The sequence below is a fragment of the Proteus sp. CA142267 genome (assembly GCF_003336825.1).
Taxonomy (GTDB): Bacteria; Pseudomonadota; Gammaproteobacteria; order Enterobacterales; family Enterobacteriaceae; genus Proteus; species Proteus terrae.
Genome location: NZ_QPMG01000009.1, coordinates 130,780 through 145,491, shown reverse-complemented (window position 1 = coordinate 145,491; position 14,712 = coordinate 130,780). Strand labels below are relative to the sequence as shown.

General features: G+C 38.7%; 13 protein-coding genes. 4 read left to right on the top strand and 9 right to left on the bottom strand.

Going from position 1 to position 14,712, the window contains the following annotated elements; genetic code table 11:
- Positions 1–8: 8 nt before the first annotated feature.
- From C0T34_RS14635 to C0T34_RS14625, 3 genes are all read right to left on the bottom strand, one after another.
- Positions 9–1,430 (bottom strand): FAD-dependent oxidoreductase, encoded by a 1,422-nt coding sequence (locus tag C0T34_RS14635; RefSeq protein WP_075673337.1) that lies wholly within the window; start codon positions 1,428–1,430, stop codon positions 9–11.
- Between the two features lie 620 nt (positions 1,431–2,050).
- Positions 2,051–3,406 carry a glutathione-disulfide reductase gene (gene gorA / locus C0T34_RS14630; RefSeq protein WP_109850379.1) on the bottom strand — a complete coding sequence of 452 codons (1,356 nt, stop codon included), beginning with the start codon at positions 3,404–3,406 and terminating at the stop codon, positions 2,051–2,053.
- A 144-nt stretch (positions 3,407–3,550) separates the two neighbouring features.
- Positions 3,551–4,393, bottom strand: a complete 843-nt coding sequence (locus C0T34_RS14625) for a 23S rRNA (adenine(2030)-N(6))-methyltransferase RlmJ (RefSeq protein WP_098941700.1) — start codon at positions 4,391–4,393, stop codon at positions 3,551–3,553.
- A gap of 180 nt (positions 4,394–4,573) precedes the next feature.
- Here C0T34_RS14625 and C0T34_RS14620 point away from each other — a divergent pair, with 180 nt between their 5' ends.
- From C0T34_RS14620 to C0T34_RS14605, 4 genes are all read left to right on the top strand, one after another.
- A complete protein-coding gene (locus tag C0T34_RS14620) occupies positions 4,574–4,963 on the top strand; it encodes a DUF1090 domain-containing protein (protein ID WP_109850378.1) in 390 nt (129 codons plus the stop codon).
- A gap of 331 nt (positions 4,964–5,294) precedes the next feature.
- Positions 5,295–6,314 carry an inner membrane protein YhjD gene (gene yhjD / locus C0T34_RS14615; RefSeq protein ID WP_088494357.1) on the top strand — a complete coding sequence of 340 codons (1,020 nt, stop codon included), beginning with the start codon at positions 5,295–5,297 and terminating at the stop codon, positions 6,312–6,314.
- 69 nt (positions 6,315–6,383) lie between these two features.
- Positions 6,384–6,593: a 4-oxalocrotonate tautomerase family protein gene (locus C0T34_RS14610; RefSeq protein WP_006534633.1), complete on the top strand. Its 210-nt coding sequence runs from the start codon at positions 6,384–6,386 to the stop codon at positions 6,591–6,593.
- Between the two features lie 80 nt (positions 6,594–6,673).
- Entirely contained in the window at positions 6,674–7,684 is a 1,011-nt protein-coding gene (locus tag C0T34_RS14605; RefSeq protein WP_109850377.1) for a serine hydrolase domain-containing protein, read from the top strand.
- A gap of 116 nt (positions 7,685–7,800) precedes the next feature.
- Here C0T34_RS14605 and C0T34_RS14600 read toward each other — a convergent pair whose 3' ends face one another.
- The 6 genes from C0T34_RS14600 to dppB all read right to left on the bottom strand — a co-directional run bounded on the left by C0T34_RS14600 (position 7,801) and on the right by dppB (position 14,665).
- The gene (locus C0T34_RS14600) at positions 7,801–9,333 is read right to left on the bottom strand and encodes an insulinase family protein (protein ID WP_239450333.1); all 1,533 of its coding nucleotides are present in this window, start codon (positions 9,331–9,333) and stop codon (positions 7,801–7,803) included.
- Positions 9,334–9,507: 174 nt separating this feature from the next.
- Positions 9,508–10,218 carry a HAMP domain-containing protein gene (locus C0T34_RS14595; protein WP_098941697.1) on the bottom strand — a complete coding sequence of 237 codons (711 nt, stop codon included), beginning with the start codon at positions 10,216–10,218 and terminating at the stop codon, positions 9,508–9,510.
- A 523-nt stretch (positions 10,219–10,741) separates the two neighbouring features.
- The gene (gene dppF, locus C0T34_RS14590; protein WP_098941696.1) at positions 10,742–11,743 is read right to left on the bottom strand and encodes a dipeptide ABC transporter ATP-binding subunit DppF; all 1,002 of its coding nucleotides are present in this window, start codon (positions 11,741–11,743) and stop codon (positions 10,742–10,744) included.
- A complete protein-coding gene (gene dppD / locus C0T34_RS14585) occupies positions 11,736–12,719 on the bottom strand; it encodes a dipeptide ABC transporter ATP-binding protein (RefSeq protein WP_098941695.1) in 984 nt (327 codons plus the stop codon). The genes dppF and dppD overlap by 8 nt, the downstream gene beginning before the upstream one ends.
- Before the next feature lie 12 nt (positions 12,720–12,731).
- The gene (gene dppC, locus C0T34_RS14580) at positions 12,732–13,634 is read right to left on the bottom strand and encodes a dipeptide ABC transporter permease DppC (RefSeq protein WP_075671338.1); all 903 of its coding nucleotides are present in this window, start codon (positions 13,632–13,634) and stop codon (positions 12,732–12,734) included.
- Positions 13,635–13,645: 11 nt separating this feature from the next.
- Entirely contained in the window at positions 13,646–14,665 is a 1,020-nt protein-coding gene (gene dppB / locus C0T34_RS14575; protein ID WP_098941694.1) for a dipeptide ABC transporter permease DppB, read from the bottom strand.
- Between the last annotated feature and the right edge of the window lie 47 nt (positions 14,666–14,712).

Sequence of the window (14,712 nt, the reverse complement as noted above, 5' to 3'; positions counted from 1 at the left end):
GGGGTTACTTATTTCTTAAAACGATCCATACTAAATGGCGTTGGATCAATAACTGGTTTTTTGCCCGTTACGATATCAGCAGTCACTTCACCTGCTGCTGGGCCCTCGGTCATACCCCATACTGTCGCGGTATTGATAACCAGACCTGGGTATTCTTTGACCTCAGAAATAATTGGTAATTCATCAAATGTTGGGCTAACAACAGCACCCCAACGTTCAACAACTTGTGATTTTTCAAATACTGGGAATTCCGCTTTCATTCTTTGGAATACAGCATCTAAATGCTCAGTATTTTGTGTTGCTGTTGCAGTACGATATTGTTCAAATGGTGTTTTTTCATCTAATTTCCAAGATGTTGCCATCTTGAATGAATTAAATAAGTCTTCACCGATAGAGAATTCTAATGGCAGCTCACCACCACCTAACAGATGCATGAACTTAGGCCCTAACAAGAAGCTATCTTTCACGATAGAACTTGTGAAAATACGTGGTGCGACAGCATAAGTACCATCGGCTTGTTCACGGAAGTGAATACCATTTGGTAAATGCACGTTCCCACGAGGTGCGCCCGGAACGCCTGATACACGTTGTTGTGATAAGTAAACATTCAGCGTTGGAATATCAATGCCCATGTTACCCATAAATAAACGTGACCAAATACCACCCGCAAGAACAACGTGAGATGTTCTAATTGCGCCTTTTTCTGTTACAACATCAGAAATTTTACCACCCGCAGTTTCGATGCCTCTTACCGCGCAGTTGGTGTAGATTTTTACGCCAATTTGTTTAGCGTAACGAGCTAATGCAGGTGTTCCTGTTTCTGGATCAACAGAACCTGAGTCTTCTTCAAAAGCGGCAACGGTCCACGGTGTTTGGGCACCAACAAGACGGTTTGATAACTCTTCACCTTTAATAATGCGAGTATTTAATGGTGTATCAAATCCAGCCGTTTCTTTAGCTGTTTTGATCCATGCTTGAGCTTTATCAAACGCTTTTTCATCAGCAAGGGCTTCTACACGACCTTGTGTGCGATAACTGGTATCGGCACCAATTTTCTCGTTCATTCCACGCCATAAGATTTTCCCGTAATGGTGTAATGGGAAAATTTCTGGTGATGTCTGATAACTAATAATTTGGCTGTATGCTCGGCCCGATTGTTCACCGCCAATCTCGCCTTTTTCTAAAATAGTGACACTCATGCCACGTTCTGCAAGGTTGATAGCGGTCATGATACCTTGGATACCAGCACCGATAATCACTGCATCAGACTCTTTAGGCAGAGCACCCTCTGTACCTTCGACAAATGATACTCTAGATTTAGTTTCAACGAATTTACCATCACGGCGAACCATTGGAACTAACGCAGCACCACCAGCTAAAACGCCCGCAGCACCAACACCTAAAAGCAGCTTTCTCCTTGAAATTTTCATCTTCTACCTCAGTAATGGATTTACCATTTATATTTATAATGTTATTAATTTGTATCTTTAAAAGTGGATATTATCATAGTTTATTACATTGTTAATAATTATAATTATTTGTTAACCATTTCTCTAAACAACAATATCCATAGATATAATATGGTCAATTTAATCGATTTTTCTCATAAAAAAATAGCATTTAGAGTCATTCCTTCTTTGAGAAACTATTTATTATTTAATGATAAACAAAGAGATAGCCACAAGACTTAAAATTGTTAATAAAAAATATAATTATTTATTTAATTAACATTCAGATACAAGTTAGTCTGTAAACCTGTCAACATTTGTTTACAAAATAAGCAAATCCATCGCACAAATGCATAAAATAAAAAGGGGATATCGATTAGGTAATAACCTTTTTTTTACAAAATAGGTAATTTTACTTAATAACTGGTTTATTGGTCAGTTAGTAGACGAATATGCTTTTGGGAAAATAGGTAGAAAAGAGGATGTTTGAGTTCGAAGCAAAACGGGGATAAGTACAATTTTTCAATAAAAAAGCCAGAGGGTTAACTCTAGCTTTTCATGTAATAATGAAAATAAGCTTAAGCTATATAAATAAAAATAGCTTATCTCATCGTAACAAATTCTTCTGCCGCAGTTGGGTGGATTGCCACAGTATCATCAAAGTCTTTTTTCGTTGCACCCATTTTCAGTGCAACCGCAAAACCTTGCAGCATTTCATCCATACCAAAACCAATACCATGAATACCAACAATTTTCTCGTCTGCACCAACACAAACCAACTTCATACGACATGGTTGACGATGACGAGTTACAGCACTATACATTGCAGTGAAAGACGATTTGTATACTTTGACCTGATCAGCACCGTATTGCGCAACCGCTTGAGGCTCTGTTAAGCCAACAGTACCAATAGCGGGATGGCTAAATACAACGGTCGGAATATTGGAATAGTCTAAGTGTTCGTTAGGCTTGTTATTAAATAAACGCTCTGACAAACGACGTCCGGCGGCAACAGCAACGGGGGTTAATTCAACTGCCCCAGTGTTATCGCCAACCGCATAAATGCCTTTTACATTGGTATTTTGGAATTTATCGACTTTGATATAGCCTTTTTCATTTAACTCAACGCCCGTTACTGCCAGATTCAGGTTATCAGTTGCAGGCTCACGACCAATTGCCCAGATTAAGGTATCAACTGTCTGCTCTGTAGCGTTTTCTAGTTGTAGAGTTAAACTTCCATCTGCATTTTTAATCACAGCTTTAGGAATAGCATGTGTATGTAATTTAGGCCCTTCGGTTTCCATCACTTCTAACAGTGTTTCAACGATTAATGGGTCGAAATTACGCAGTGGTGCATGTTTACGCACAAATAGATGTGTTTCGCTACCTAAAGCATTTAATACACCTGCAAGTTCAACAGCGATATAACCAGCACCAACAACAGCAACGCGTTTTGGTAAGGCTTTTAACTCAAAGAAGCCATCAGAATTAATACCATACTCAGCGCCCGGAATATTAGGTTGAACAGGACGACCTCCTGTTGCAATCAGAATATTATCAGCTGTGATCTTCTCACCATTGACTTCAATAGTATTGGCATCAACAAAACGAGCAAACCCTTGAATAACATCAACTTTGTTATTACCTAAGACACGGTCATAAGATTGATGAATACGGTCAATATAAGCAGAACGGCTACTGATGAGTGTATCCCAATCAAAACGGTTCACTGTGGTATCAAAACCATAATCAGGACCGTATTGATGAATAGCTTCGGCAATTTGTGCTGCATGCCACATCACTTTTTTAGGTACACAACCCACGTTTACACAAGTGCCACCTAATGCTTTCGCTTCAATTAATGCACATTTTTGTCCATACATTGCCGCTCTATTAATTGATGCGATACCGCCACTACCGCCACCGATGGCGATATAATCGTAATGTTTGCTCGTCATTTCTCTGATCCATTTATCTGTAGAAAAATAGGTAACTCACAGGCTAAGTCTTTAATATCATGATGTCTATTATGACAAAATTTAAAACATAGCACGTCAGATTTTAGCTTTTACAGTAATAGGCAAAAACAATAATAAAGATGCTTATTCTGGTACAACCCACTCAACTAATGTATGTCCAATACCCTCAGGAACTAAGGTTTTATGTAACCAAGGGAGTATTGATTTCATTTGTGATTCTAATTTCCAAGGTGGATTAATCACAATCATCCCTGACGCCGTCATTCCCAATTGATCACTATCAGGTTTTACTGCTAATTCGATTTGTAAAATCTTACGGATCCCTGTTGCTTCAAGCTCTTTTAACATGCGTTTGATTTGCTGACGATGAACAACAGGATACCAAATCGCATAAGTTCCCGTCGCGAAGCGCTTATGGCCTTCAACAACACCTTTAACAACGGCAGAATAGTCTTGTTTAAGTTCATAAGGTGGATCAATTAATGCGAATCCACGACGACTTGGAGGAGGTAACTTAGATTTTAATTGCCCAAAACCATCTTCACGAGAAACTCTAGCTCGCTCATCACGAGAGAACTCGGTACGTAATAAAGGAAAATCCGTTGGATGTAATTCTGTTAGTACTAAAGAATCATGTTCTCTTAATAATTTACCCGCTAATAGAGGAGAGCCTGGATAATAACGCAGTTCTCCACTGGCGTTTAATTCTCCGACCGCTTCAAGGTAAGGTAAAATAAGCTCAGGCACTTCTTCTTGCTGCCATAAGCGTGCGATCCCTTCTAAATATTCGCCAGTGCGAGTCGCATGAGCATTGGTTAATTGATAACGTCCAGCGCCAGCATGAGTATCAAGATAAAGAAAAGGTTTCTCTTTCTCTTTTAAAGACTCAATGATGAGTGTTTGAACAATATGTTTTAAAACATCGGCGTGGTTGCCAGCATGAAAACTATGGCGATAGCTCAGCATTCTTTATCTTCCGTTAGAAATAAGTATAGCTTAGTAATTAATTTACTCTGAAATCGTGATTAAACTCAGTGTATCAGAAAAAGCCGAACTTCTTCATTGAAAGCGAAAGAAACGTTGTGTCTTAGTGTTCAGCCGTTATGATAAGTCGATATTTCACTTAAGTTTAAATAGGATAGAAAGATGAAAAAATTACTTTTTACAGCCATCGCTTTAAGTTTACTCGCAAACAATGCTTATGCCGATAGACCAGCCAATGGCTGTGAGATAAAAAAACAGAATATCCAAAAACAAATGGAATATGCAAAAGCACATGGTAATCAATATCGAATCCAAGGTTTAGAGCGAGCATTGCAAAATGTTGAACGCTATTGCACACCTGAAAAAGTGGTTGAAAACACACGCCTTGAATTACGTGAAAAACAACTTGATGTTAAAGAGCGCGAGCTCGAATTAAAAGAAGCACAACTTAAAGGTGATGCAGATAAAATTGCTAAACAAGAAAGAAAACTAGCTGAAGAAAAGGCAGATTTGAAGGCAATAGAAGAAGAATTAAATCTACTGACAAAGTAGTTATTATAAGTAATTAATGCCTACTCCTTATTTGACTGTGAAATACAGAATAAAACAATAAGTGAGTAGCCATTCTCTTATTAAACTAAACTTAATTTCAGAATTGCTGTATTGGTTTTTTTATCCTTTATTAAGTACAAGATTATCTACGCCTTTTGATAGAGCATCATCTACACTTAAGCCAGAACAAACAAATACATCTCCTAAATCAGTGGCTAATTACAATAAGCATAAGGTGTGTAATAGAAATTAAGCTATGATATTTTTGAGTGAAAACTATAGTAGTGACACTCAGTTATTAAAAATGGACAGATCTAATTAAAGAGGATATATGTCAGAAGAGCAGCAACCCAAAACAGAAAATGAAAAAACTCAACTGACTCAGCCACTCAAAAAAGGGCTGGAAAAAGGGCTCCATGGAGGAAAAAAAGCCATTGGTGTTGGGATTAAAATCAGTAATTTTATTACTAACATTCCTTTTATTGCACATCTAATTCGCACCGCCGAACGTTTTACTGACAGAATGGGAAATCAGTTTGGTGCCGCCATTACCTATTTTTCATTTTTATCATTAATCCCTGTATTAATGCTTTCCTTTGCTTGTGCGGGTTTCGTTTTAGCCTCAAACCCAGATTTACTCGCTAAATTAATTACAGGTGTTGCAAATAGCATTGATGATCCAACGCTTGCATCCACTGTTCAACAGAGTATTGATACCGCAGTTCGCCAGCGTACAACTGTTGGTTTAACTGGTTTAGCGATTGCACTTTATTCTGGTGTCAATTGGGTGGGTAATTTACGCCAAGCCATTTTGGCGCAATCACGCCCCGTTTGGGAAAGAAATAAAGAAGAGCAAGAAAAAATCTATTTCCGCTATTTTCGTGACTTTTTAGCGCTAATTGGCTTACTGTTCGCATTAATTGTCACTATTACGCTAACTTCTGTGGCAGGTTCAGCCCAAAGAATGATTGTTCATACACTAGGATTAGATGGTATTGAATGGCTAACGCCAGCATGGACAACAATCGGCTTAACTATTTCCATTACCGCAAACTATTTACTCTTTTTATGGATATTATGGATCCTACCTCGCCATCAACCAAAACGAATTTCGCTTATTAAAGGTACACTTATCGCCGCCATTGGTTTTGAAATATTGAAATCGGTCATGACATGGATGCTACCCAAAATCGCAAGCTCACCGTCAGGTGCCGCATTTGGTTCAGTGATAGGTTTAATGGCTTTCTTCTACTTTTTTGCCCGATTAACGCTTTTTTGTGCTGCGTGGATCGCGACTGATGGCCCAAATATGCGTAAAGAACAGCTGGCTGAAACGCAATCAACATCTTAACTTTATGATAAAACTATATGGTTAATTCCCTGCATTAACCACCTATAAATAACGTAATAAGGAAAAACAATGCCATACGTTAATATTAAAATTACACGCGAAGGTGCAACCGCAGAGCAAAAAGAGCAACTTATTGCGGGAGCGACACAACTTTTGGTTGATGTATTAGGTAAAAACCCAGCAACTACCGTTGTAGTGATTGATGAAGTTGAAACAGACAACTGGGGAATAGGCGGTAAAACAGTAACAGAATTACGAGCAGCAACAAAAAGTAAATAATGAATTTCTGCAATATAAATAAAGGGTGCCAAGTACACCCTTTTTGCTGATTTATTTTCCTGACAGATAAGGAAGTAACTATGGTTCAATCAATGACTGATGCTTTTCATGCCTTACCTTCAGCAAGTGCTATCTATATTACAGGTGCAGGCATCCAATACCCTTTTGGTATGGCGCACGGATTTGCCGACGAAAGTACCCAGAAAAAATTAACTGTAGATACGCCTTTTCGAATCGCGAGTAATACAAAAACCTTTCTCGCTGCCGCTTTTTTACGTTTATGGGAACAAAATGCTCTGTCTCTTGATGATGACATAACTAAGTATTTAAGTGCTAATTATCAACAGACATTATTAGAGCTAGGCTATGATCTTAAGACCATTACACTGCGCCATTTATTAAGCCACAGCAGTGGTTTATTCGATCATGCAAATGAAGCTTATCTTGAAGATGTAATTAAAGATCCCTCTCATAAATGGACACGAGAAGAGCAAATTGCACGCTATGCTCAACAAGGTTTTCCCATTATCCCTGCAGGAAAACGCTTTATTTATTCAGATACAGGTTACATTTTATTAGGTGATATTCTTTCTCAGTTTATGAGAAAAAATATGGCCACCGCCGTTCGTGAATTATTGCATTTTCAAGACTTGGATTTACCTCAAACATGGTGGGAAGGTTTAGAACTACAACCTAAGCATCCCAAAGTGCGTGCCAGACAATTTACAGGCGAACATGAAGGAACTCATATTGATGCTTCAATGGATGCTTTTGGTGGCGGCGGACTTGTGATGACAACCCTTGAGTTAGCTAAATTTACAGCTGATCTTTTCGAAGATAGAGTTTACTTGCATCCATCAACCTTAAAAGAGATGAAATGGCAAGGCTCACACACTGGTGCTGCAAATTATCGTTTAGGTTTAATGGCTGAAGAAACTAGTCTAGGCACACTTTACTATCACCTTGGTTACTGGGGCTCGGTCGCTTATTATTTACCTGAAAAACAGATTGCTATTGCAGGTTTTACAACCCAGCGAAATAGCCGTGAAGATTTGATCGCGATTATTAAAGAAGCCTTTAAACGCCTTTAAGATCAAACAAATAAAAAGCCAAAAATTGGGGTCACTTCAAATATAGAAATAACACTTTTGGCTTTTTGTTTGCTTTATGGCTGATATATTTTCAATATCAGCCTATCTTCGTTCTATTACGATTTCTTCGTTGGTCTTGTTTCCACCGCTGGAGTTGTTACCGCAGGGGTTTCAACTGCTTTATTGGGTGTAGTCGTTGCGACAGGAGCAGGTGTATTTGCCGTTTCTGGATGAACTTGCTTTTCAAATTGAATACGCAATTCACCTAGATTTACGGTTGGCGTTTCACCACTTTGTGTTAGTACAAAAGCAATATCTTCAGATAAAACTCTTGAAAGTTCCTGATTTAATGTCTCTTTTGTTAAGCCCGCTAAAAATGCTTGGCGTAAACGCTGATATTGTTCAGGTGGAATATCAATAATATTGCTTTGTTGCGATAACAGGCGCTGATTAATTAAAATAGCCGTACTGGTTTTTGCATAACGTGCAAATAATTGAGTTAATTGAAGTTGTTTCTCTTGTTGCAACTCTTGGTACAACTCATCGCTGATACCTTGGTTACGCAAGCGACCTAATTCTTCTCCTACCCATGATGCTAATGCAGGAATGTGTGCTGTAGCAGTATCAAGATTTAAAGAACAACTTGCACGCTGATATTGTACTCGGCAATCAATGTTAATTTGAGTGCTGTCATTTTCTTTGCGTTGTTCAAGGCTACGACCTAAATGTACAAAAATCACTTCACGAGCTAAATCACTTAACCAATATTTATTTAACGTATCAGAGTCTTTTACTGGCGACCAATCTAAATCCCAAATTAAAGCAATTTGATCTTTTGCACGCATAGGCTCTTGCACATATAACGTTTCAGGTTTCATATCAGCAAGAATAGGGACTGGAACTGGCGTTACACGCTTTCCAGATAGAGATGAAAAAGCCTGATTAATACTTTCAGTCAATACTCGATTATCAACATTACCTGCAACATAAAGCGTCATCATATCTGGGGTGTACCAACGCTGTTGGTAATCCGACAACTCTTTCGTATTTACTGATTGATTAACGGGTTTGCCCGGATTGTGGCCTTTTAAATTAGAGCCTTCAAGACGTGAGCGCCAGATAGGATCTTCAATATTAACAGGAAATGTTGCAATCGGAAGTGGTGATTGAACTGCGTTACGAACCGCATTTTCTGTGTATTGTGCAGGTTTAGCAATACCTGCTAATAATGCAAAAGCATCCTTTAACAACTCAGGCTGGTTGTTTGGTAAACTTAGATTATAAACAGTAAAATCATATGAAACGATCATTGGAGGTAACGGATAATCAGGATCTAGCGCATTTTTCCATAGATTATCGCGTTTCTCTGGCGTTAAACCTGTATTTTCCAAAACATTAAGTTTGGACACTAAGGATGAAAAACCCGTTTCACTGCTTTTTTCTGATAAAGATCCCGTGTTAACTAATAAACGGATCTGTATTCTATCATTTGGGCGTTGCGGTGTTTGTAATATTTGCCACTGAAAGCCATTTGCTAGTCGCCCTTCTTGCCAAGCCGGATCTGGCTGTAAAGCCTCTGCTTGAACTTGGCAAACAACAGCGCCGAACATAACGCTTCCCAATAAAATTCGTGTCATTACACCCTGCATGTGAACCTCTATTGTATTAATCCTTGGTATTAAACCACTTATGAGGTTTAACAATAAGTGCCAAAAGACATGTTAGATGTTGGATGTCTATTTTTTGTATTATCATTCTTTATCACCACAGAAACATGAAATGAAATCACTATAGTGATTAGACTCATTATGGCGTAAGAAGGTTCAGACCTTCGGCAATTTTTGATCAGATTTTTGATGATTATATCCTTTAACCAGCAAACCAATCTCATCATCACAATGTGATTTTGGACAAGATAACGCTGAAACTTGGCTATCTTTATTGAGGGTGACGGCGATTTGGCGTAAAGGTTTTACAACAATACGATTAATACACCAACTAATAGCAACCGTCAGAATAAGCCCCATCAACAGATATGTTGTTAGCATCAATGCGACAGTATTACTGGCAAAACGATAAAAACGGTTTGTGTCAGCCTGCAAAATGAGATGACCACTATAGGACTTATCATCTGTTGAAGTAATACCTAATGGCTGTAAAGGAATAACAGCTTCAACGGGAATACCAAAAAGCCAACTTGAAAATTCAGAAACTTCTTTTTTGGGTGCAAAATCTAAATTCATTACTTGCACATTCTCGGGTTGCATGACAATCGCTTTACCCAAAATCCCCGTTGCTTTTAGTGCAACTATCTGTTGTTTAGCATTGTTCAAATCTGACCGTAACAATGCATCAGCGAGTGGTTGCTGGATACTTACACCGGCATTAAAAAGCTGATTTTGATAATCTTCACGACGTTGATCTATCAAATAAACAAGTTGAATACTAATAAAAATAGCAATAGTCACCAACGTAACGCCCGCAACAGCGGCCATCTGTTTTATTGTTAATGAATGTTTAAGATGAGGTTTCATCGTTGCTATTTCCAATATACATGTCTGATCAGAGTGATTATACTGTATTTTTGTGGTTATGTATCACTCTCAATAAAGAAAATAACGTTATAAAAAGCACCTATCCATTAAAATGAAAGTAGATAAATATATAATAATTATTATTTGAGTATAGTTATAAGATAAAAATAGTAAAATAAAAATAAAATCTTACTCTCTCTTTGTTATTTACAACAAATCTACTTTATATTAATAAAAAGATACAATTCACTAAAAAACACTAGAGCATATAAAATTAAACGCTATTAAACCCTTAACTCTAAGTTAAAACACAATACTAAGCGCAGTATATTTCTTAATGGAAAATACTATTTTCCATTAATGTTATTGAAGTTTATATTTTTAAAAATTCACATAAATATAATTTTTGATATCTATAAAATCATTATTAGATTATTTAGTTAAGATTAATTAAATATTATTAATGAAAAAATAAGAACAATATAAATCAATATATTGTCCTTATTTAATGAAATGTGTTTATTTAAACTATTGCGTTATCTTGCTCCACTGCAAAACAAGCAATAAGCTGACCGTTATACTCTTTTAATGTTGGCTGTAATTGACTACATGGTCCGAATGCACGACGACAACGAGCAGCGAAAGCACAACCCGGTGGCGGATTTAATGGGCTTGGTAATTCTCCCGTTAATTTAATACGCTCTCGTCTTAATTCAGGTGTCAATCTTGGTGTTGCTGATAATAATGCCTGCGTATAAGGATGTTGTGGATTTTCAAAAATTTGCGCTTTTGTTCCTTTTTCTACACAACGCCCTAAGTACATTACAATAACTTCATCTGCAATATGCTCAACAACCGAAAGATCATGGGAAATAAACACATAAGAGAGCCCCATATCTTGTTGCAGATCCATCATTAAATTCAGTACTTGGGCACGAACTGATACATCCAGTGCAGAAACAGGTTCATCCGCTACCACAATATCTGGATCAAGCATCAAACCACGCGCAATAGCAATACGCTGACGTTGACCACCAGAAAACATATGTGGGTATCGGCTATAGTGTTCTGTTTTTAATCCAACTTTAGCCATCATTGATAATACTTTTTCTTTACGCTCAGAGGCATTCAGTGTTGTATTAATTAATAAAGGCTCTTCTAAAATTTGCCCCACTTTTTTACGCGGATTCAATGATCCATAAGGATTTTGAAACACAATTTGGATCTTCTGGCGACGTAATTTTTCAGCCGACTTATCTTTAATTAACAGATTTTGCCCACGATAAGAAAGTTCACCGGAAGTTGGGATCTCAATCATTGTTAATAATCGGCCTAATGTGGATTTGCCGCATCCCGATTCACCAACAACGGCTAAGGTTTTACCGCGCTCTAATTCAAAAGAGACACCATCAAGGGCTTTAACTGTTCTCTCTTTTGAAAAAAGCCCACCTTTTACGCTGTAATATTTCGCTAAATTAACCGCTTTTAACAAGGGAGTTGATACATTTGGATTAACTTCAGCCATGGGTAGGTCTCCCTGCATTATCTAACGGTGTATGACATTTCACACGATGCGTTCCTAATTCTTTTAACTCTGGCTCAATCTTATAACATTCATCATGAGCATATGGGCAACGCGGATTGAGTAAGCAACCTGTTGGTCTATCATAACGACCTGGTACAACGCCCGATAGTGATGCTAATCGCGCTTTATTACTCGCAAACTCAGGAAGTGCTCTTAATAATGCTTGAGTGTAAGGATGGCGAGGCGCTTTAAAAATTTCTGATGCTTTTCCAGACTCCACTACCTGCCCCGCGTACATCACAATAATAGTATCTGCAGCTTCTGCTACTAATGCGAGATCATGAGTGATCAACACTAATGCCATATTTTCTTGTTTTTGTAAGTCGAGCAAAAGCTCTATGATTTGTGCCTGAATAGTGACATCCAGCGCTGTGGTTGGTTCATCAGCAATCAATAATTTAGGGCGACAAGCGATCGCCATTGCTATCATAACACGCTGACTCATTCCCCCTGAAAGCTGGTGTGGATAAACATCTAAGCGAGAAGTCGGATCAGGAATTCCCACCAGTGTTAAAAGGTCGATAGCACGTTGTTTGCGTGTTTTACGACTTCCACCCTGATGGACTTTTAACGCCTCCATAATTTGATAGCCAACCGTAAAGCAAGGATTCAAGCTTGTCATTGGATCTTGGAAAATCATCGCAACATCAGCACCGACTATATTGCGTCGCTCTGATTCAGAGATTTTCATAAGATCTCTACCATCAAAATAGAGCTCTTGTGCGCTCACTCGTCCCGGAAAATCAATAAGCCCCATAATCGCCAATGAGCTAACAGATTTACCCGAACCAGATTCCCCTACAATGCCGACCACTTGCCCTTCTTCAACTTGATAGCTAATTCGGTCTACCGCTTTAAACGGAGTATCTTCATCACCAAAGTGAACAGATAGTTGATTAATATTTAGTAATGCCATGTTCTTACTCCGTTACTGCTTTAATTTCGGATCAAGCGCATCTCGTAAACCATCACCCATTAAGTTAAAGGCTAATACGGTAAACAAAATCGCCAGACCAGGAAACGTCACAACCCACCATGCACTTTGTGTAAACTGCAACACATCAGATAACATGGTTCCCCATTCAGGAGTTGGTGGTTGCGCGCCCATACCTAAAAAGCCCAATGCCGCCATATCTAAGATTGCATTAGAAAAACCTAAAGAGGCTTGAACAATTAAAGGCGCAAGGCAGTTAGGTAAGATATTGATAAACATCTGACGCATTGAACCTGCGCCTGCAACACGAGAGGCAATCACATAGTCACGGTTAACTTCAATTAAAACAGCAGCTCGAGTCAGTCGAACATAATGCGGCAAGGCAACAAAAGTTAATGCGATAGAAGCATTAACAATAGAGGGACCAAAAATAGCGACCAATACTAGTGCCAATAATAAACTAGGTAATGCCAGCATGATATCAACAACACGCATAATGCCGATATCCACAAGACCACCGAAGTAACCGGCAGCCAGCCCTAGAATGATCCCTAAAATAAGTGATAACACAACAACGATACAGCCCACCAATAACGAAAGGCGAGCACCAAACATTAATCGCGAAAGAATATCGCGGCCAACATCATCTGTACCTAGAATAAATTGCCAGCTTCCGCCTTCTTGCCAAACAGGAGGTGCCAATAAGAAATCTCGAAATTGCTCATTGGGGGCATGAGGTGCAAGAAAACCTGCAAGTGATGCAATAAGCAACATAATTACAATATAGATTAACCCAACAACGGCACCTTTATTTTGTTTAAAGTAATGCCAAAATTCTTGAAAGGGCGTCATGGGAGCCGGTGCACTGATGACCGGTGTTACTTTATTTTCAGTCATTTATGCATTCCTTATTTTTTATGGCGAATACGAGGATTCACAATGCCATAAAGAACATCAACCAACAGATTGACGAAGATAATCATCGTTGCAATTAAAAGCACACCACCTTGAACAACGGGGTAGTCACGTCGCTGTAAAGCATCAATCAACCAGCGTCCTAATCCCGGCCATGAGAAAATGGTTTCTGTTAAGATTGCACCTGCCAGCATTGTCCCGACTTGTAATCCAATCACGGTGACAACAGGCAACATCGCATTACGTAATGCGTGGATAAGAACGACGCGAGCACGGCTTAAGCCTTTTGCTCTTGCAGTACGAATATAATCTTCGCCTAATACTTCAAGCATCGAAGAGCGTGTCATACGCACGATAACTGCTAAAGGAATGGTTCCTAATACAATGGCAGGTAAAATGATGTGATGGACAGCATCTAAGAAATCACCTTCCTCACCCCAAATAAAGGTATCAATCAGCATAAATCCCGTGAGTGGATTACTGTCATCTAAAAAGACGCTATCAGCAAGGCGCCCAGAGACAGGTGTTAGGTCTAATTTCACAGACACTAACATGATTAACATGATCCCCCACCAGAAGATTGGCATGGAGTAACCTGCTAATGACACACTAATCGCAGTATGATCAAAGATAGATCCACGTTTTACCGCAGCTAAAACACCAACGGGGATCCCAACTGAGACCGCAAAAATCATGGCGCACACGCCAAGTTCTAAAGTGGCTTTAAAGCGAGGTAAAAATTCATCCCATACAGGAATGCGACTTTTTAATGAGATACCCAAATCACCATGGAGAATGCCATTTAGGTAATTGATATATTGTTGCCATAAAGGCTTATCCAGCCCCAATTCTGCCATTAAATAAGCATGGCGCTCTGGAGAAAGGCCACGTTCACCCGCCATAATCATTACCGGATCACCGGGAATAAGATGGACGAAAATAAACGTCAGTAATGTAATTCCGATAAACGTAGGGATCACAAGTCCCAAACGTTGAAGGATAAATTGCAGCATATCCTAATTCTCTTTTCAAACATCAGCTAAAAGATAGCGCTGATAAA

Bases quoted from the DNA above. Each gene is read 5' to 3' on its own strand.
- yhjD (WP_088494357.1), top strand. From the start codon at position 5,295: ATGTCAGAAGAGCAGCAACCCAAAACAGAAAATGAAAAAACTCAACTG.
- C0T34_RS14610 (WP_006534633.1), top strand. From the start codon at position 6,384: ATGCCATACGTTAATATTAAAATTACACGCGAAGGTGCAACCGCAGAG.
- C0T34_RS14605 (WP_109850377.1), top strand. From the start codon at position 6,674: ATGGTTCAATCAATGACTGATGCTTTTCATGCCTTACCTTCAGCAAGT.
- C0T34_RS14635 (WP_075673337.1), bottom strand. From the start codon at position 1,430: ATGAAAATTTCAAGGAGAAAGCTGCTTTTAGGTGTTGGTGCTGCGGGC.
- gorA (WP_109850379.1), bottom strand. From the start codon at position 3,406: ATGACGAGCAAACATTACGATTATATCGCCATCGGTGGCGGTAGTGGC.
- C0T34_RS14625 (WP_098941700.1), bottom strand. From the start codon at position 4,393: ATGCTGAGCTATCGCCATAGTTTTCATGCTGGCAACCACGCCGATGTT.
- dppD (WP_098941695.1), bottom strand. From the start codon at position 12,719: ATGGCATTACTAAATATTAATCAACTATCTGTTCACTTTGGTGATGAA.
- dppC (WP_075671338.1), bottom strand. From the start codon at position 13,634: ATGACTGAAAATAAAGTAACACCGGTCATCAGTGCACCGGCTCCCATG.
- C0T34_RS14620 (WP_109850378.1), top strand. From the start codon at position 4,574: ATGAAAAAATTACTTTTTACAGCCATCGCTTTAAGTTTACTCGCAAAC.
- C0T34_RS14595 (WP_098941697.1), bottom strand. From the start codon at position 10,218: ATGAAACCTCATCTTAAACATTCATTAACAATAAAACAGATGGCCGCT.
- C0T34_RS14600 (WP_239450333.1), bottom strand. From the start codon at position 9,333: ATGCAGGGTGTAATGACACGAATTTTATTGGGAAGCGTTATGTTCGGC.
- dppB (WP_098941694.1), bottom strand. From the start codon at position 14,665: ATGCTGCAATTTATCCTTCAACGTTTGGGACTTGTGATCCCTACGTTT.
- dppF (WP_098941696.1), bottom strand. From the start codon at position 11,743: ATGGCTGAAGTTAATCCAAATGTATCAACTCCCTTGTTAAAAGCGGTT.